General features: G+C 50.5%; 15 protein-coding genes. 8 read left to right on the top strand and 7 right to left on the bottom strand.

Annotated features, from left to right (window positions below):
- The first annotated feature begins 456 nt into the window (after positions 1-456).
- Entirely contained in the window at positions 457-3,759 is a 3,303-nt protein-coding gene (locus OSH01_RS12855; protein ID WP_266124515.1) for an Rne/Rng family ribonuclease, read from the top strand.
- A 184-nt stretch (positions 3,760-3,943) separates the two neighbouring features.
- Here the strand turns inward: OSH01_RS12855 and accD are convergent, their stop codons facing one another.
- The 4 genes from accD to OSH01_RS12835 form a co-directional block, all read right to left on the bottom strand.
- Entirely contained in the window at positions 3,944-4,822 is an 879-nt protein-coding gene (accD, locus tag OSH01_RS12850) for an acetyl-CoA carboxylase, carboxyltransferase subunit beta (protein WP_266124514.1), read from the bottom strand.
- A gap of 111 nt (positions 4,823-4,933) precedes the next feature.
- Positions 4,934-5,767: a tryptophan synthase subunit alpha gene (gene trpA / locus OSH01_RS12845; protein WP_266124513.1), complete on the bottom strand. Its 834-nt coding sequence runs from the start codon at positions 5,765-5,767 to the stop codon at positions 4,934-4,936.
- Between the two features lie 16 nt (positions 5,768-5,783).
- The gene (trpB, locus tag OSH01_RS12840) at positions 5,784-6,983 is read right to left on the bottom strand and encodes a tryptophan synthase subunit beta (protein ID WP_266124512.1); all 1,200 of its coding nucleotides are present in this window, start codon (positions 6,981-6,983) and stop codon (positions 5,784-5,786) included.
- 82 nt (positions 6,984-7,065) lie between these two features.
- The gene (locus OSH01_RS12835; RefSeq protein ID WP_266124511.1) at positions 7,066-9,312 is read right to left on the bottom strand and encodes a RelA/SpoT family protein; all 2,247 of its coding nucleotides are present in this window, start codon (positions 9,310-9,312) and stop codon (positions 7,066-7,068) included.
- Positions 9,313-9,403: 91 nt separating this feature from the next.
- Here OSH01_RS12835 and OSH01_RS12830 point away from each other — a divergent pair, with 91 nt between their 5' ends.
- A complete protein-coding gene (locus OSH01_RS12830) occupies positions 9,404-9,913 on the top strand; it encodes a flavodoxin family protein (protein ID WP_266124510.1) in 510 nt (169 codons plus the stop codon).
- Between the two features lie 2 nt (positions 9,914-9,915).
- Here the strand turns inward: OSH01_RS12830 and pncB are convergent, their stop codons facing one another.
- Positions 9,916-11,091, bottom strand: coding sequence for a nicotinate phosphoribosyltransferase (pncB, locus tag OSH01_RS12825; protein ID WP_266124509.1), 1,176 nt, complete (start codon positions 11,089-11,091; stop codon positions 9,916-9,918).
- Positions 11,092-11,343: 252 nt separating this feature from the next.
- Here pncB and fdxA point away from each other — a divergent pair, with 252 nt between their 5' ends.
- From fdxA to OSH01_RS12795, 6 genes are all read left to right on the top strand, one after another.
- Positions 11,344-11,670 (top strand): ferredoxin FdxA, encoded by a 327-nt coding sequence (gene fdxA, locus OSH01_RS12820; protein WP_266124508.1) that lies wholly within the window; start codon positions 11,344-11,346, stop codon positions 11,668-11,670.
- 205 nt (positions 11,671-11,875) lie between these two features.
- A complete protein-coding gene (locus OSH01_RS12815) occupies positions 11,876-13,096 on the top strand; it encodes a polyhydroxyalkanoate depolymerase (RefSeq protein WP_266124507.1) in 1,221 nt (406 codons plus the stop codon).
- A 34-nt stretch (positions 13,097-13,130) separates the two neighbouring features.
- Positions 13,131-13,787, top strand: coding sequence for an RnfABCDGE type electron transport complex subunit B (locus OSH01_RS12810; protein WP_266124506.1), 657 nt, complete (start codon positions 13,131-13,133; stop codon positions 13,785-13,787).
- Between the two features lie 5 nt (positions 13,788-13,792).
- Positions 13,793-14,428, top strand: coding sequence for an endonuclease III (gene nth, locus OSH01_RS12805; protein ID WP_266124505.1), 636 nt, complete (start codon positions 13,793-13,795; stop codon positions 14,426-14,428).
- A gap of 135 nt (positions 14,429-14,563) precedes the next feature.
- Positions 14,564-15,235 carry an ATP-binding cassette domain-containing protein gene (locus OSH01_RS12800; protein ID WP_266124504.1) on the top strand — a complete coding sequence of 224 codons (672 nt, stop codon included), beginning with the start codon at positions 14,564-14,566 and terminating at the stop codon, positions 15,233-15,235.
- 171 nt (positions 15,236-15,406) lie between these two features.
- Positions 15,407-16,042, top strand: coding sequence for an OmpW/AlkL family protein (locus OSH01_RS12795; RefSeq protein ID WP_266124503.1), 636 nt, complete (start codon positions 15,407-15,409; stop codon positions 16,040-16,042).
- An 8-nt stretch (positions 16,043-16,050) separates the two neighbouring features.
- On the opposite strand, the gene OSH01_RS12790 is transcribed toward OSH01_RS12795, so the two are convergent.
- Entirely contained in the window at positions 16,051-16,806 is a 756-nt protein-coding gene (locus tag OSH01_RS12790) for an ABC transporter ATP-binding protein (RefSeq protein ID WP_266124502.1), read from the bottom strand.
- Positions 16,803-18,638, bottom strand: a complete 1,836-nt coding sequence (locus tag OSH01_RS12785; RefSeq protein WP_266124501.1) for a branched-chain amino acid ABC transporter ATP-binding protein/permease — start codon at positions 18,636-18,638, stop codon at positions 16,803-16,805. The genes OSH01_RS12790 and OSH01_RS12785 overlap by 4 nt, the downstream gene beginning before the upstream one ends.
- Positions 18,639-18,640: the final 2 nt, after the last annotated feature.

The following is an 18,640-nucleotide window of genomic DNA, read 5'->3' as shown; positions in this document are numbered from 1 at the left end:
GAGACAAGGTCGGACGTAGAGATGCAGCGGTTGCGTCTCCGTCTGAACGACAGGGTCTTATATTGTATGCCTGAGTAACAGCTTTCGGGTCATTAGGTCGCCGGGGTAGGCCCAGATCGAGAAAGCCGTGCGGCATTTGCCCGCTTTCCACGATAATTTCCACCCGCGTGCGGCGCTGAATTCCTGCACAGATTGTCCCGCTCTTTTGCACCAGGCGCATGTTTACCGAATCATGCGACTGCCGTTCCCAGCATTTTTTATCCGTCGTCCACTACCGTGAAATTGACCTCCCTGCTGATTGAACCCCGCACTTACGTGCGCAACGTGCCCCCCCTGACTTAACGAAGGGCAGGGTCGGCCCTGCTTTTCACTGCTGCAGTGATTGCGCTACACACCGAGTGACCCGCGGTCGCGTATCGATTTAACGATGCGCCATGACTACGGAGAAACACACTCATGAAACGAATGTTGTTCAATGCAACGCATCAAGAAGAATTACGCGTTGCTATTGTCGACGGTCAAAAACTTATTGACCTAGACATAGAAAGTGCCGGACGCGAGCAGCGTAAAGGCAATATATACAAAGGCGTGATCACTCGCATCGAACCCGGCTTAGAAGCGTGCTTCGTTAGCTACGGTGAAGAGCGCCACGGTTTCTTACCTTTTAAAGAAGTCGCTCGCAGCTACTTCAAAGAGGGTGTCGACGTACGCAGTGCGCGTATCCAAGACGCTTTAAGCGAAGGTCAAGAGCTTATCATTCAAGTAGAAAAAGAAGAGCGTGGGAATAAAGGTGCTGCCTTAACCACCTTTATCTCTCTGGCTGGTCGCTACTTGGTTCTAATGCCTAACAACCCCCGAGGCGGTGGTGTTTCACGACGCGTTGAGGGTGAGGATCGCCAAGAGTTACGCGAGGCAATGGATAAGCTCAACACCCCCCAAGGCATGAGCATTATCGCCCGCACCGCAGGCATAGGGCGTAGTGTCGAGGAGTTACAGTGGGACTTGAACTACCTTCTCCAGCTCTGGACTGCCATTGACGGCGCTGCACGTGATAACGCTGCTCCCATTCTTATTTATCTAGAATCTAGCTTAGTCATCCGCGCTATACGTGATTACTTCTCGCCTGATATCGGCGAAATCCTCATTGATACGGACGAAATCTATACCCAGGCCAGTGCCTTTATGGGTGTAGTTATGCCGGACAATATGCACCGAGTCAAAATGTATCGTGACGATACCCCTTTGTTCTCACGCTTTCAAATAGAACACCAGATCGAAACGGCCTATTCACGTACCGTACAGTTGCCCTCAGGCGGTGCCGTCGTGATTGATCACACCGAAGCATTAGTGGCAATTGACGTTAACTCAGCGCGCTCCACCCGTGGGGCAGACATCGAGGAAACCGCTCTACGCACCAACCTAGAGGCCGCCGACGAGGTTGCCCGTCAGCTACGTCTGCGCGACTTAGGTGGGCTGATCGTGATCGACTTCATCGACATGGAGGACAGCAAAAACCAGCGTGCCATTGAGCAGCGATTGCGTGACGCCTTATACCTTGACCGTGCTCGGGTTCAAATGGGAAAAATCTCCCGTTTTGGCTTAATGGAACTATCGCGCCAACGTCTACGCCCTGCCCTGAATGAAGGCTCACACGTTACCTGCCCACGCTGCACGGGTACCGGCGTTATTCGTGACGCAGAGTCCAGCGCCCTGCACGTACTTCGCCTGCTCCAAGAAGAAGCCATGAAAGAAGGCACGGCAGCCCTTCATGCTCAAGTGCCTGTCGATGTTGCCACTTTCCTGCTTAACGAGAAACGCAGTGACATCACCAAAATGGAAAGCCGCTTAAATGTGAGCCTGTTGTTAATTCCTAACAAGTTTTTGGAAACACCACACCACATCATTGAGCGTCTGCGTCACGACGACCCGCGTCTAGACGAAATACGCAGCAGCTACGAACAAGTGCAGCAACCCGAGCAGCCCACCACTTTGCTGCCACACCGCACCCACGAAATTAAGCCACGTCCAGAAGCCTTAGTGAAGGGTATTACGCCCACCCAGCCTGCTCCGGGCCCTAAATCCCCTGCTGCTGCCCCATCAGCGAGCACCGGCGGCTTATTGCGTAAACTCATTAACTGGTTAACGGGTGCAAGCACTAGCGAAACAGAACCCACCAAAGAGGCCGCTAGCAAAGTAAATCCACAGCGTCGCGGCCGTCGTCCCGAATCCGGCAACCGGAACAACCAAGAACGTACCCGCCAGCGTCGCGGCCAACGTGTCGTCACAGAGGAAGAAAAAGCCCTCAAAGAAGCGAGCACTAACACTCGCCCGGCTCGTCGCCGTAATCAACAAGCAGCCCCCCAAGAAGAGGTAGAGCAAGCACCTCAACAACAGCGCCAGGAAGTGACGCAAACGAATGCTGTTGACGTTAAAAACGATGACGGCAACAATCAAGCTCGTGGTCGTGGCCGCCGCGGTCGTGGCCGTCAACGCCGAGACGAGCAAGTTGTCGTACAAACCGACGCTGAACAGCTTGATAAGGTGTCTCAAAGCACTATTGAAGCATCTGCCGAAGTAGCAGTGGTAACCGAGCCTCAGCGCCCTGTCGCACCAGCTCAGGCACCAACAAGCACCTATGTCGAACCGGAAGCTGCACTAGAGGAAGACACGCCAGAGTCCCCTGAGGATGCCGACAATGGCGCCTTCGATCCTGAGCGTAAGCGTCGTCGCCGTCGTAGCCGTCGCGGCCGTCGTCCCACAGACGGACAAACAAGCAACGAGCAAGCCCAAGAGCAAGAAGACGAATCAGGTACCTCCCATGCTTTCATACCGCATGAGACACCTGCTTTCAATCCTGCTGCACTGGAGCGACAAGAGCAGGCCAGCCTTGATTCAGCACAAGCGCCTGCATTAGCGCTTAGCGAGCCCGTGGCTGAGCCCGTTGCCGTACACACTACAACTCAAGAGCCAGCGTCCAATATCAGCACAAGCGCCACCGAGCCTACTCTACCAACACAGCAGCCTGTCGCCATTGCAGCGCCCAAGCTTGCCCAAGTTGAAACTAAAGTAGTGAGCCCTCCTGTAACGCAAGACGCTGCAAACCTCGTAGAGGTGTCCGTTGAATCCACGATAGCGGTGCAAAAAGAATCAGAGAAAAAGCAAGAAGTAGCGGTTGCGGCAAGCAAGCCAGCGCTACAAATGGTAGAAACGCGTGTGATCGCCGAACCAAGCCCTGAAGTCGCCCCTAAGGCAGTAGAGGCCGTTAAAGCAATTGAGCCCGTTGATACCAATGAAGTTGCCAACCCTGTGTTGGAGTCTGAGTCTGCCCAAGAGCCCGTTACCCTTGAGCCAGCACTCGAGACGGAAGCGCTCCCCGAAAGCACTCCTACCGAGATTATCTCGCTACTTGACTCAAGCGAAACAAGCGCTAATCATGAGCCTACAGAAACTGTAGAATCCGCAGCACTTGGGCACGAGGCCACTGCTGAGCAAACGTCGCAAACTGAACTCGAACAGCCCGCGAACGCAGCATCCATGGAATCATCCACTGCTGCAGAGCCAAGTCCAGTCCAAGCGGCACAACCTGCCAGTGAACAAGACCTAGAACAGGTATTGGCTACTGCAGGGATTACGCTAGTTGAAACCAAGTCCGCTGACATCTCCGCTTATGAGGCCCCTAAAGTAAAACTGGGCCGCCCTCGCAAGACGGTTGCCCAGCCTAAAGTGGCAGAGCTAAAACAAGTGGAAACCGGCGAATAACATCAAGTTTCGGTAAGCACTAACCCCTTGCTGCGCACAGTTAAACTATGCTGTTGCAAGGGGTTTTTGAAACACCAAGGCCACCCACTTAACTTCGTAAAGCACGTAAAAAAAAGCTGGAACTCCTCAAGAGAATCCAGCTTTTTTTTGTGGCATTCAAAATGCCAAGCGGCTTGTGACTAATTTAGCCCAAAGTAGAAACAGCCTCTGCCGGCTGGCGCGTCAATAAGGCCAACAATTGAGCCAGCTCTTGACGCATGTGGCGGCGATCTACCACCATGTCTATGGCGCCTTTTTCAAGCAAGAACTCAGCGCGCTGAAAACCCTCTGGCAGTTTCTCACGTACGGTTTGTTCGATCACTCGTGGACCTGCAAAGCCAATCAATGCATTCGGTTCAGCAATTACTACATCACCCATAAACGCAAAACTGGCTGAAACTCCGCCCATGGTAGGATCGGTAAGCACACTGATAAAAGGCAAGCCGGCTTCAGACAACTCAGCCAACATAGCATTCGTTTTTGCCATTTGCAGCAGAGAAAACAAGCTTTCTTGCATGCGTGCGCCACCTGAGGCCGCCACGCAAATAAAAGGACTACGGTTATCGATGGCGGCACGTGCACCACGTGCAAAGCGTTCGCCCACCACGGACCCCATCGAGCCCCCCATAAACTCGAACTCAAAACACGCCAGAACAGCGGGGACCGATAAAATAGTTCCGCTTACTACTACCATAGCCTCGGTTTCACCGGTTTGCTTGGTAGCCTCACTAACTCGCTCTGTATATTTACGTGAGTCTCTGAATTTTAACGGGTCGGTGGGGCGTGTATTGGCACCGATTTCCACCTGCCCTTCGGGATCCATGATGGCTTTAATACGTGCTCTGGCCCCTATGCGCATGTGATGACTGCATTTAGGACAGACGTTCAGCGTTGCCTGCAAATCTTCTTTATATAACACCGACTCGCAAGCTGGGCACTTCACCCATATGCCTTCCGGTACTCGACGGCTGCTCGCGGGGTTGCGGTGTATACGCGGCGGGAGAATTTTCTCAATCCAACTCATGGGAGTTCCTGTTCGTCTGCCGAACGCTAATACGTTCGACCTTATTCTTTAAAAGCGTGGCCAACTAACGTGCCAAAGCACATAATTCTAATCGCAAACTGGCATGAATACCTAATTATCCAGCGCCGCCCTGACAGTGGCTAACCATTGCGCTGCCGCCTGGATGGCTGCCGCGTCTTGCTGCTTAGGTTCTAGGTGCTGAGACTGCTGTACAACCGTTTCCATGGTTTCTATCAGTTTTGAGCCTATCACGACAGCGTCGGCGTGCTCACCAATGCGTCGAGCTGTTTCAGGGTCGCGAATACCGAACCCTACACCGACTGGTATTTTTACGTGCTGGCGTATGCGCTGCAATTGGCTGGTTACGTCGTCTACGTTCAACTTACCCGAACCCGTCACCCCTTTCAAGGATACGTAATAAACATAGCCCTTGGCCAAAGCCGCTACTTTTTCGATGCGCTCATCCGTGGATGTAGGCGCTAATAAAAAGATGGGATCTATACCCTCTTGACTCATCATTGACGTGAATTCGATACTTTCTTCAGGGGGATAGTCAACCGTTAACACACCGTCCACACCTGCCTGAGCGGCAGCGCGCACGAACTCCGCCTGCCCCATACGCTCAATAGGGTTGGCGTAACCCATCAAGACCACAGGAGTCGTATCATCGAGTTGGCGAAACTGTGCAACTAACTCAAGTACTTTACGCAAGCCTACGCCGCGGCTGATGGCTCGCTCGGCAGCGCGCTGAATAACAGGGCCATCAGCGCTGGGATCCGAGAAAGGCACTCCCAACTCAATGACATCCGCCCCTGCTTGGCTCAAGGCATGCATTAAAGCTACGGTAGCCGGCACAGACGGGTCACCAGTGGTGATATAAGGGATTAGGGCACAGCGGCCATTCAAACGCTCAAAAGCGGCTTTTAAACGCACATTGCTAGTCATAGTGGTACTCAAAAAATTACAGTTGAATGCCGCTGTATTCGGCCACAGTATGCATATCCTTATCGCCTCGTCCAGACAAGCTAATCAAAATGATCTTGTCTTTACTTAAGGTAGGCGCCAACCGCACTGCCTCTGCGATAGCATGCGAGGACTCCAGCGCAGGCATAATCCCCTCGATGCGACAGCAATCGTGGAACGCTTTTAAGGCTTGTTGATCGTCGATAGTAGCGTAGGTGGCGCGTCCTGCTTCTTTCAGCCAAGCATGCTCAGGCCCTACTCCGGGGTAGTCTAAGCCAGCAGAGATAGAATGGGTTTCCGTCACGTTGCCATCTTCATTTTGTAATACGTATGTACGATTACCATGTAAAACCCCGACCCGTCCTCGATTTAAACTTGCCGAGTGCGCCCCTGAGTCTAAGCCCTTACCTGCGGCTTCTACTCCCAGCAAAGCAACCTCTGCATGATCAATATAGGGATGAAAAATACCCATAGCGTTAGAGCCGCCGCCCACCGCTGCAATAATATAATCAGGCTGACGCCCTGCTTCTTGGGGCATTTGATCTAAACACTCTTTACCAATAACTGCCTGAAAATCGCGCACCATCATGGGGTAAGGATGGGGGCCCGCTACCGTACCAATAATATAAAAAGTGTCTTCTACGTTCGTTACCCAATCGCGCATGGCTTCATTTAAAGCGTCTTTAAGCGTGCGTGAACCTGACTCTACAGGCACCACTGTGGCACCCAATAACTTCATGCGGTATACATTAGATGCTTGACGACGAACGTCTTCGGAGCCCATATAAACTACGCACTCTAAGCCATAACGAGCCGCCACTGTGGCTGTTGCTACACCATGCTGGCCAGCACCTGTTTCAGCAATAATGCGCTTTTTCCCCATGCGTCGGGCTAATAAGATTTGCCCAATACAATTATTGATCTTGTGCGCCCCCGTGTGATTTAAGTCTTCACGCTTAAACCAAATTTGCGCACCGCCCAGCTCCTCCGACCAGCGACGAGCATGATACACGGGGCTAGGACGCCCAACAAAATGCTTTAGCTCGTAAGCGAACTCTGCCAAAAACTCAGGGTCATCACGATACTTATCGTACGCCTGACACAACTCGTCAAGCGCGTGTACCAATGTTTCTCCGACAAAGGAGCCACCAAATTGGCCAAAATGGCCGCTCGGATCGGGCAAAGTATAAGAATTCAAGGCTAAATCTCTCGTTCAAAATAACAATAGCTTGGCAGCCCAGCCAACACGGCTGCAAGCATGCAATTCTATCAGGTTCACGTCAGAGACGACGGGCTTGCACGCCATTTAACTCATTCAAGGCAGCGAGCGCCCGCTGTATTTGCTCCCCGTCCTTGACCTCGATCGTAAAGCTCAAGCGCGTTAAAGAGCGTTTACTCTGGGTATTGATACCCGTCACATTCAAACGCAGACGAGCAAATACCTCAGAGAGGTCACGCAATAGATTGGGGCGCTCTTGGGCGTCAATCGCTATATCTATAGGATATAGGGTATCGCCAGTGTGTCCCCAGTCCACTTCTATGGCTCTTTCAGGATGCCGGCAGGCCAATTCGTGGTAAGACTTACAATCAGCTCGGTGAATCGATACCCCCCTTCCTTTGGTCACAAAACCGGCGATCAGATCGGGAGGAGCTGGCCGGCAACAACGCGCCAATTGCGTCATTAGGGAGTCTACCCCCACCACCAGCACGCCACTTTTCCCGGTTTTCAATACACTGGCATGCGCCACATTGAACACCCGTTGCTCAGGCTCAGCATTGGTGGTTGTGTCACGAAACAAATGATCCAACTGGCGCAAACTAAATTCGTCTTTTGCCACCGCTACATATAAGTCATCCGCCCGGGCGAACCCCAATTGCTGGGCCATTTGCTCCAAGTTAACAGCCGTACGTCCTAGTCGCTGCAGCTCTTTTTCGACCATGCCTTGGCCTTGTGACATGCGTTGCTGTAACTCAATAGCATTAAACCACGCCCGCACTTTAGCCCTAGAACGTGAACTAGCCAAAAAACCTAGCTGTGGGTTGAGCCAGTCACGTGAAGGCCCCCCCGCTTTAGCGGCAATAATTTCGACAGTTTGCCCTGTTTGTAAACGGGTAAGCAAAGGCACCATCTGCCCATTCACACGTGCCCCGCGGCAACGGTGACCTAAGTCAGTGTGCAAATAGTAAGCAAAATCAACCGGCGTTGCCCCTACTGGCAACTCAATCACCCGAGCTTGCGGCGTTAACACATAGATATGCTCATCGTTGCGCGCAAGCGAGGCTTCTGCTGGCTGTGCAAGCGCCCCCTCGTGAGGCGTCTGATCATCGTTGCCGTTTTTTTGTACCGACTCTCGATCCCAGGCCAAGAGCTGGCGCATCCAAGCGATTTTTCTGTCGTTATCGCCACCCGCACTAACCTGTCCTCCTTGAGGGCCGGCCTCTTTGTAGCGCCAGTGTGCTGCCATCCCATACTCGGCATACTGATGCATATCATGGGTGCGAATTTGCACTTCGAAACAACGGCCTTGCGCATCCGCGACTACCGTATGCAACGAGCGATAACCATTAGGTTTAGGACGGGAAATATAATCGTCGAACTCATCCAGTATAGGTGTCCACATTGAGTGCACTAAAGCAAGCGCAGTGTAGCAACTACGCTCGTCAGCAACGATGACACGCAGGGCGCGTAAATCATATAACTGGGTGAAATCAATATGCTTATTACGCATCTTATTCCAGATGCTATAAATATGCTTAGGACGTCCTGTAACCTCTGCCTGTATTTGCTCTTGGTGCAAAGCGCGTAATAAACGCTCACGCACTTGCTCAATAAACTGCTCGCGCTCAGTACGCTTCTCTTCTAGCTGACGCGCAATTTGCTTATACGTATCAGGCTGCAAGAAACGAAACGCCAGATCCTCCATTTCCCATTTAACCTGCCAGATTCCTAAACGATTGGCTAGCGGGGTGTAGAGTTCTAGAGTTTCACGCGCATACGCCGGCGGGCACTCTTGTTTAGACTGTGTATACCAGCGTAAAGACTGCAAGCGCGAGGCTAAGCGTATCAATACAATGCGCAAATCAGCCGCCATCGCCAGCAACATTTTGCGTTTCATTTCTTTCTGATCGCTGCCGGTCACCGCTTGATCGTGTGACTGCCCAGTAAGAGTACCTAAGCGATACAAGGCTCGCGCACCTCGCACTAAGGTCATGACCTCGGGACCAAACTCCTTCAAGATAGGATCTTGCTTACTGGGACTGTCTTGCATCGACAAAAAACACAGTAAGGCACTGGCCCGCGTCACGGCATCAGCATCTAAGCGCGCCAGGATAAGCGCCGTTGCTGCGCAATGACTGCTCAACGCCTCCCCCGTACTGGCAAGCTTATCCTGTACACCCTGCGCAACGTAAGCAGCGGCACTGGCAATCAGATCACGCGCCGAGTCCGACAAACCTTCACTGGCTTGCCGCAACCACGCTTCGTCAAACTGCTGCGTCCCAAGAGAATCTAATTCACTATGCTTCATGATAGGCGATAACCTATACCGACCTTTTAAAACGGATTCACTACCAGCCTATATACTATAGGGTCTGAAGTTTCTAGGCGAGTATGAACTCATGCCACCAGCCCGGCAACTGTTAATCATTTGGCACTCCCGTACTGGCGCAGCCCAGCAATTGGCCAATGCTGCACTAAACGGGGCGCGACAAGCCATAGTGCAACTTGAAGCACAGGCTTATTTGCGAGTCAGCATGCTAGCCTGTACACACGTGCAGGCTGAGGACCTACTGCAATCCGATGCCTATCTATTTTGTGCGCCAGAAAATCTAGGCAGCCTAACCGGCGCCATGAAAGAGTGCTTAGACCTGCACTATTACGCACTGCTAGAGCAAGTCAACGGCAGACCGTATGGCGCCATCATTAGCGCCGGGAGCGATGGCACCGGCGCGCTGCGTCAGTTACAGCGCATTTGTACCGGCTGGCGCTTACAACTCGCTTACCCTGGGCTAATCATGACTCTCGATGCCCAAACCCCGGAAGCTATTTGGGCCGCCAAAACAATTAGCCCACAGCAAAGCCAACAGGCTTACGAGCTAGGGGCAAATTTATGTGCTCTGCTACATTAAGCCTACGCTGGCGGCAACTGAAAAACCTGCCTTAGATAAGCCAAATAAGCCGGATCATCACACATGGTTTTTTCTGGGGCATCCGACACCTTGGCCACCGGCTGCCCATTACAACGCACCATTTTCATAACGATTTGCAACGGTTCGTGGCCTAAGTCGTTGGTCAAATTGGTACCTATACCAAAAGATATCTTGCAGCGCCCAGCAAAGCGTTGAGCCAGTTCAATAGCCTTGGGAATAGTGAGCCCATCAGAAAACACCAGCGTTTTAGTGCGTGGATCGGTACGGTTTAAACGATAGTGTTCTAATAAACGCTCACCCCACATAAAGGGGTCTCCTGAGTCATGCCGAGCGCCATCAAATAGTTTACAAAAATACATATCGAAATCGCGCAAAAAAGCATCCATACCGTAGACATCCGACAAGGCGATGCCTAGATCTCCGCGGTACTCTTTGGCCCACACTTCCAGCGCAAAAATTTGCGAATCACGTAAACGCGGCCCTAAAGCCTGGCACGCTTGCAAATACTCGTGGCCCATTGTGCCCAGCGGTGTTACCCCATACTTCATGGCCAGCCAAACGTTACTGGTACCGGCAAAATGAGGATGCATCTGGTTTTTCATGGTGGTCACCACCTCTTCGTGCCATAGCTTAGAAAAGCGTCTGCGCGTGCCGTAGTCGGCCACACGAAAATCAGACAGGGCAGGATCATCCACCACCAAACGCATTTTAGACTGTAAGCGCTCACGCCCCTCTTCCCAAGCAGGTTGCTGACACTCATTCCTAAAATACACTTCATTGACAATCGCCAGTACCGGTATTTCAAATAAAATGGTGTGTAACCACGGACCTATCACACGGATTTCAATCTCACCGTCTTGCTCACCGGGCTCTACACTGATGCAACGCTCGGGCAAATGAAACAAGCCTAGAAAATCGACAAAGTCACTTTTAATAAAGCGTAGGGAGCGCAGGTAATTCAGTTCCGCTTCTGTGAAGCGCAACGTACACAGAGCCTTGATTTCTTCGCGTATCTCATCGAGGTAAGGCCGCAAATTGACATTCGGCGTCCTACATTTGTAGCGGTACTCCACTTGTGCCGCAGGAAAGTGATGCAATACGACCTGCATCATGGAAAACTTATACAGATCGGTATCTAATAATGAGGTAATAATCATCGCTGCCGTCTAGAATAGAAGCCTGTTGTCAGTTACGATCAGGCTGGAGTCCGCACAACTATCGTTGTGTACACGCACTATTCTAGTAGCAGTCCCGTTAATTCCCTAGAGACCAAGTGCACTGTTAAGGGAAAACTGGCCTTTATTCGTTAAAATTATGCATCCGTTAAGCACCGGCCTTGTTTTTGCACTATTAACAGTGCTGTAAAACACTTTGCTGCGCCGGTTTTCTAGTGCTGGAGTTTTACTACAATGACCCACGTTGTCACCGAAAACTGTATCAAGTGCAAATTCACCGATTGTGTGGATGTCTGCCCCGTAGACTGTTTTCGGGAAGGTCCTAACTTTTTGGTTATCGATCCCGATGAGTGCATCGACTGCGCCGTCTGTATTCCCGAGTGTCCGGCAAATGCTATATTTGCCGAAGAAGATGTGCCACAAGATCAACTGCACTTTATTGATCTGAATGCCGAGCTTTCCCCCGAGTTCAAAAGTATCAACCGCTCTAAGAAGCCACTAGATGACGCAGATAACTGGAACGGTGTGGATGGGAAGCTACAGTACCTACAGCGCGAGTAAACGTAGCCAGCCTTCGCTGGCTCCCTATCCCGATACACTCCTCTACAAAATTCACTTTATTTGTACTGGGAAACATTGCTGCAATGCAGCATCGGGATAATACTAACACCTGAGCAGTGCAAAATACCCTACTGTGTAAGTCAATAGGCACACTGCTTACAAAGTGGTTGCATGAAGTTTCAGATAATTAGGTGTTACCCATACGATGCTATACGACCTGCATGAAATACAGCGCTCATTTTTAGCGCCCCTAGCTGCGTTTTCCGACACCAGCTCCCAATTATTTACTCACCCTTTCAGCCCTCTTTCCTACACCCCTCTTTCAAAGCAGATGGCGGCAGGTTACGAATTAGTACACCGGCTTGGAAAAGACTACGAAAAACCAGCTTGGGGCTTAACTGAAACCAGCATCAACGGACAAACTGTTGGTATTACAGAAACTTGCTTCATGCATAAACCGTTCTGTAATCTCATTCATTTTGAACGCGATAACGGCATAAGTGATGACCCAAAAATACTGCTAGTGGCCCCGTTGTCCGGCCATCACGCCACACTGTTACGCGACACAGTGCGTACCATGCTGCCCGACCACGATGTGTATGTAACAGACTGGGTCGATGCGCGTATGGTACCGTTATCTGAAGGCCCTTTTCACTTAGACGACTACGTCTACTATATTCAAGAGTTCATCCGTGCTTTAGGCCCTAATGTACACGTGATGTCGGTGTGTCAGCCTACGGTTCCTGTTTTGGCCGCTATATCGCTGATGGCCAGCGCTAACGACCCTCTTTTGCCAAAAAGCATGATTATGATGGGTGGCCCTATAGATACACGTCAGTCGCCTACTCAAGTTAACCGCTTAGCCACCACCAAGCCTTACGCTTGGTTTGAAGATAACTTAATTCATCGCGTACCCATCAAGTACCCAGGCGCAGGCCGCCGAGTGTACCCCGGCTTTTTACAACATGCGGGCTTTCTGGCCATGAATCCAGACCGCCACTTGCATTCTCACTATGATTTTTATCGTCACCTTATTAAAGGAGACGAGGATGATGCAGCCGCACACCGTCGTTTCTACGACGAATACAATGCTGTCCTCGATATGCCCGCTGAGTTTTACTTAGACACCATCAAAACGGTATTCCAAGAAGAGCGCTTACCTCGCGGCACCTGGGAAGTTGGCGGACAGTTGGTCAAGCCTGCCGATATCCACTCGGTCGCTCTCTTTACTATAGAAGGTGAACTAGACGATATTTCCGGGTTGGGACAAACACGAGCCGCTCAGGATTTATGCTCGGGTATCCCGGCAGCAAGCAAACAACATTTCACTGCAAAAGGCTGTGGGCATTACGGGATATTCTCCGGTAGTCGATGGCGCACGATGATTTATCCTAAAATCAAAGAATTCATTCGACATTCAGCCTAAAATACGGCTTACTGTTGTTTTCTTCTGGGGGCCAATGGCCCCTAGTATTTTTTTACTCATGCCCACTGAATCACTGATTGCGCAAGTTAATGCGCTACTGCCACAAACACAATGCACGCGCTGTGGTTATGAGGCCTGTCAGCCTTACGCAAAAGCGATCGTACAAGAAAATGAAGCCATTAACCGCTGTCCGCCAGGGGGTAAGGCTGGCATAGAACAGCTAGCACAGCTTTTACAACGCCCCATTCTCGACCTAGATCCGGAATGTGGAAGCTTTGATGGCCCAAGTCGAGCAGTCATTATCGAAGAGCACTGTATCGGTTGTACGCTCTGTATACAGGCCTGTCCTGTTGACGCCATAGTAGGTGCTAACAAGCTCATGCACACTGTACTCGCTCAAGACTGCACTGGATGTGAGCTGTGTATCCCTCCATGCCCTGTCGATTGCATAGTAATGGTGCCCACCGATGAATGGAGCCCTAACGATGCGCAACAGGCTGCTCAGCGGTACTCAGAACGCCAACAACGCCTTACTACCAAAATGGGCAACGAGTCAGGCGCCGTGGCACGCACACTAAGCAACAAACCCAGCTTAGCCAAAGCGGCCAATGAAGCCGAACAACGTCAAGCATTGATCGCAGATGCTCTGGCACGTGCTCGTGCACGCCGTGCACAAACCCAGCGCTCTTAATACCCATGAATGCTCAAAAACGTTACGAAATCTTCAGTCGCTTTCAAGCGGCTAATCCGCATCCAGAGACCGAGCTGGAATATGACAGTGTGTTTCAGTTACTGATCGCTGTCATTCTTTCCGCTCAAGCGACTGACGTATCGGTGAACATCGCCACTCGACGGTTTTTCCCTACCCATGGCACCCCAGAAGGTATATTGGCCCTAGGGGAAGAGGGGCTGAAAGAGGCAATCAAAACCATAGGCCTTTATAAAACAAAAGCCGCTAATGTAATACGCACCTGCCAATTACTAATAGATCGGCATCAAGGCCAAGTACCCAATAATCGGGAAGACTTAGAGGCATTGCCTGGCGTAGGTCGAAAAACCGCTAACGTTGTGCTCAACACAGCCTTCAGACAAATCGCCATGGCTGTAGACACACATATCTTCCGTGTCGCCAACCGTACAGGTATTGCACCTGGGAAAAATGTAATTGAAGTTGAGCAAAAACTGTTGCGTTTCGTCCCCAAACCATTCTTGTTAGATGCCCACCATTGGCTAATCTTGCATGGACGTTATATTTGTGTTGCACGCAAACCCAAATGCCCACAATGCGGGATTGCTGACCTGTGTGACTATAAAGAAAAAACACCTTTATAAAAAACTCAGTACAAACGCATACTACAACGACACATCATGACAAACCCGCATGGTGTTTGCTCAGTTCTATCCGCATACTGGCCTTAACGCACTCCTATTTTATAGACACCGGAGCATTGTTTATCGGAGAAAAAAATGTTGCCGCCGGCCCTAGAGATAAACAACCTTCATGTACAGACCAACCAACGTCAAGTACTACATAACATTGCGCTAACAGCCAACAAAAATGAATTCATCACGCTGTTAAGCCCAGATGCGACAGACCGCAGCACCTTGCTGGAGGCAATCGCCGGCATCAACACTGAGCGTCAAGGCTCCATCCGTATCCACGGGACGGAATCTAGCCACTTAAGCACAGCACAAGTAGCCGAACTGGGCATTGCTTACAAATCTAAGGCTCGTACGGCGGCACTACAGCTAAGCTGTGAGGACAATCTGCTTTTGCCACTAGACGATGTACCGTCTTCTTTTGGAGGGGGCATGTCGTTGGCTGAAATCTATGAGCTCTTTCCTGCCCTACACCAAAAACGAAGCCTTCCGGTTGCTCAACTCTCGGCTGGTGAGCAACAGATGTTAGCCATTGCTCGCATACTACGCACAGGTGCCAACTTACTGCTACTGGATGACGTTTCAGCGGGATTAGCCCCCATTAGCGCCGCCTCGCTTGCACGCTCATTAGATGGGCTGAAAAAGTTAGGCTATACCATCGTCATGGCGGAACAAAACGTCCATTTCGCTGCACATTTAAGCGATCGATTCTATTTACTTGAATCTGGGACCATACTGCGCAGCGAGCCACCTCAATAAGGTGCTACAACCTTTTTCTCCCCACTTAACTGTGGCAAGTTCCAGACACAGTTTGATCTAACGCAAACACTGACCACGCATAACTCATCGCTATTGAGATGTATCAAAACCCAACAACTCAAAGGCAGGCATGCTGGCACAGATGATCAACTACTAACTCGGAACCCAGCCATGAAAGCGACTTCACTCAGCCTTCTTAAGCCTGTCCTACTCAGCGCCACACTTTGCTTGATCCCTTTGGCAAACAGCCAAGCCCACGAGTCTGGCGACTGGCTACTGAAGGTAGGCGTTACCAATGTAAGCCCCAAATCTAATAACGGCTCGCTCGCCAATGGCACCGTTGATCTAGACGTAAAAAGCAGCACTCGCCCCAGCTTTTCTATTACCTACATGGCAACGAAAAACATTGGTGTGGAACTACTCGGTGCATTGCCCTTCAAGCACTCTTTGAACAGCAACTTAGGGAATATCGGTGAAACCAAACAGCTTCCCCCTACCCTTAGCTTGCAATATCACTTCTTACCTGACAACACCATTCAGCCCTATGTAGGGGTAGGCCTAAATTACACGCATTTCTTTAGCACCAAAGCAGGCGGTGCGCTAGCTGGCAATGACCTCAAAATTAAAAACAGCTGGGGCCTAGCCGCACAAGTAGGGGTGGATGTCAGTCTAAATAAAAACTGGTTCTTAAATGCTGATGTACGCTACATCAACATACGTCCCGATGTGCAATTAAACGGGCAGTCGATCGGGAAAGCAAAAATCAACCCCTGGGTGACAACCGTCGGGGTTGGCTATCGCTTCTAAGCGCAGCATTAAGCTGTCTGGGTTTTCCCCAAACCCAGATAGCTCTCTATCACTCTAGGGTTATCACTCAACTCATTAGCAGGCCCCTCTAACACCACTTCACCTGTTTCAAGCACATAGGCGTAATCAGCCACCTGCAGCGCGGCACGAGCGTTTTGTTCAACCAATAAAATCGACACTCCAGTGCGGCGTAAACGCGCAATAATCTGAAATATCTCGCGCACCACTCTGGGGGCTAATCCTAGGCTAGGCTCATCTAGCATGAGCACTTGGGGCTGAGCCATTAAAGCACGCCCTAGCGCTAGCATTTGACGCTCCCCTCCAGACAAGGTACCGGCTAATTGCCCGCGACGTTCTTGCAACCTAGGAAAAAGCTCAAACACCTGCTCTAACGTTTGCCTCCAACCCGGTGTTTTCGCTTGGTACAAACGAAACCCTCCTAGCAGCAAATTATCCTCGACCGTCATCGAGGCAAACAGTTCACGGCGCTCGGGCACCAAAGAGATGCCTGCGGCCACGCGCCGCTCGACCTCCCAACTAGAAATATTTTGCTGCTGATAATGCACCTTACCAAAGCAGCGGCCACTGGCTGGCAGGGACCCCATAATACCGTTTAGCAAGGTCGATTTACCCGCCCCGTTGGCCCCTATGACCGTAACGATGCTACTTTTTGGTAAGCGCAAACTCACATTTTGCACGGCATTGACTTTGCCATATTGCGCCGAAATATCTTGCGCATGCAATACTAAAGAATCCTGGCTCATGACTGTGCCCCCTGTGTCGCTGGTTGACCATCACACAGATCCAGCTCTTCGTCTATCCCACCTAGATAAGCCTGTAAAACAGCAGGGCTTTGTTGAATCTCTTGAGGCAAGCCCTCTGCTATTTTTGTGCCAAAATCCATCACTACCAGTTTGTCGGTTAGGTTCATGACGAAATCCATATCGTGTTCGACAAGCAAAAGACTCATCCCTTCTTGGCGTAACCTGCCTAGCACTTGGGCAAGATCCTGCTTTTCTTTATAACGCAACCCTGCTGCAGGCTCGTCTAACAGTAAAAGCAACGGGTCTGCCGCCAACGCACGGGCAACCTCAACAATACGTTGTTGCCCCAGAGCTAAATTGCCTGCCTGCTCATACATTAAATCGCCCAGACCAACACGCTCAAGCTGAACGGCGGCTTCGTGCAATAGCTGTGCTTCTTTAGCCCTATCCAAATGCAAAATAGCAGACACTACGCCAACAGGCTGGCGCAAGTGAGCCCCCAATGCTACGTTTTCTAACACGGACATTTGCGGCAGTAACTGCACGTGTTGAAATGTCCGGCCTACTCCTAAGCGCGCAATTTCTCGGGCTGGAACATGATCTAACGATTGACCTAAAAATTGTACAGCGCCGCTAGTTAGTGGTAATACCCCACTAATAAGATTAAAGGTCGTGCTTTTACCTGCGCCATTTGGGCCTATCAGGCCTACGATTTCACCGGCGGAAACACTAAAGCTGATATCGTTAACAGCGACTAGACCACCAAACTCTTTGCGTAAATCCTGAACGTTCAGTACTAAAGTGCCACGCTCAGGGCGCCGCCTTTGCGGCAAGAGCGGTACCGCTGAATCCACATGCCAAGGTACTTGAGCACTACTACCCCATGGGAAATAGGCCCAAACTCGCTGTAATAAAGGCCACACACCTTCACGGGCATATTGCAGAATTAAGATCATTAAAATACCAAATACAATCAATTCAAAATTGACGTTAGTATTCAATAACTTAGGCAACCAGTTTTGCAATTGATCTTTTAGTATAAGCACCAAGGCAGAGCCTAAGACGGCGCCCCAAACACTACTAGCACCGCCAATTACCGCCATAAATAGGTATTCGATACCGTAATTGAGACCAAACGGGCTGGGGCTCACCGCCCGTTGATAGTGGGCATACAACCAGCCAGACAAACAGGCTAACAAAGCGGCATAAACAAAAATAATAATTTTGTAGGCCGCCATATTGACGCCAAAAGACTCCGCCATATTATTGCCATGCTTTAACGCACGAATGGCTCGACCCGGACGAGAATTGAGCAAATTACTGGTTCCCCATAAGGACAGTAACACTAACGCCCAAATCAAATAATAAATATTGCGCCCAGTACCAAGAGAAAAACCAAAGAAACTAAGCGAAGCAATCCCTGCGATGCCATCGTATTGCCCTAAGAAGCTTAAATTACCAAATAAGTAATACAAAGAAAGGGACCAAGCCAAGGTACACAAGGGCAAAAAATGACCTGATAAACGTAGCGTAACGGCACCTAATATATATGCGGTTGCTAAGGTAAGCAGCAAACCTACACCTAAGTTCAACCAAGGTGACCACCCCATGCGTACAGTCAACCAAGCTGTGGTATAGGCCCCTAAGCCTACAAAGGCAGCCTGGCCAAATGAGGTCAAGCCACCAACTCCTGTCAATAACACTAGGCCCAACACCACTAAACTAGCTAAGCCAATATAGTTAAGCTGAGTAATCCAAAACTCGGGTGTACTGGATAAAGCAGGAAGTAAAGCCAGCAAACCTATAAATAAAACTGTTAATACTCGCTTCATCG

Source organism: Alcaligenes endophyticus, assembly GCF_026344035.1.
GTDB classification, from domain to species: Bacteria; Pseudomonadota; Gammaproteobacteria; order Burkholderiales; family Burkholderiaceae_B; genus Alcaligenes; species Alcaligenes endophyticus.
Note: the sequence above shows the minus strand (reverse complement) of the source record. Positions and strands in the feature narration are given on the sequence as shown.

Bases quoted from the DNA above. Each gene is read 5' to 3' on its own strand.
- OSH01_RS12790 (WP_266124502.1), bottom strand. From the start codon at position 16,806: ATGAGCCAGGATTCTTTAGTATTGCATGCGCAAGATATTTCGGCGCAA.
- OSH01_RS12830 (WP_266124510.1), top strand. From the start codon at position 9,404: ATGCCACCAGCCCGGCAACTGTTAATCATTTGGCACTCCCGTACTGGC.
- OSH01_RS12810 (WP_266124506.1), top strand. From the start codon at position 13,131: ATGGCCCCTAGTATTTTTTTACTCATGCCCACTGAATCACTGATTGCG.
- nth (WP_266124505.1), top strand. From the start codon at position 13,793: ATGAATGCTCAAAAACGTTACGAAATCTTCAGTCGCTTTCAAGCGGCT.
- accD (WP_266124514.1), bottom strand. From the start codon at position 4,822: ATGAGTTGGATTGAGAAAATTCTCCCGCCGCGTATACACCGCAACCCC.
- OSH01_RS12795 (WP_266124503.1), top strand. From the start codon at position 15,407: ATGAAAGCGACTTCACTCAGCCTTCTTAAGCCTGTCCTACTCAGCGCC.
- fdxA (WP_266124508.1), top strand. From the start codon at position 11,344: ATGACCCACGTTGTCACCGAAAACTGTATCAAGTGCAAATTCACCGAT.
- OSH01_RS12800 (WP_266124504.1), top strand. From the start codon at position 14,564: ATGTTGCCGCCGGCCCTAGAGATAAACAACCTTCATGTACAGACCAAC.
- pncB (WP_266124509.1), bottom strand. From the start codon at position 11,091: ATGATTATTACCTCATTATTAGATACCGATCTGTATAAGTTTTCCATG.
- OSH01_RS12785 (WP_266124501.1), bottom strand. From the start codon at position 18,638: ATGAAGCGAGTATTAACAGTTTTATTTATAGGTTTGCTGGCTTTACTT.
- OSH01_RS12855 (WP_266124515.1), top strand. From the start codon at position 457: ATGAAACGAATGTTGTTCAATGCAACGCATCAAGAAGAATTACGCGTT.
- OSH01_RS12815 (WP_266124507.1), top strand. From the start codon at position 11,876: ATGCTATACGACCTGCATGAAATACAGCGCTCATTTTTAGCGCCCCTA.
- OSH01_RS12835 (WP_266124511.1), bottom strand. From the start codon at position 9,312: ATGAAGCATAGTGAATTAGATTCTCTTGGGACGCAGCAGTTTGACGAA.
- trpA (WP_266124513.1), bottom strand. From the start codon at position 5,767: ATGACTAGCAATGTGCGTTTAAAAGCCGCTTTTGAGCGTTTGAATGGC.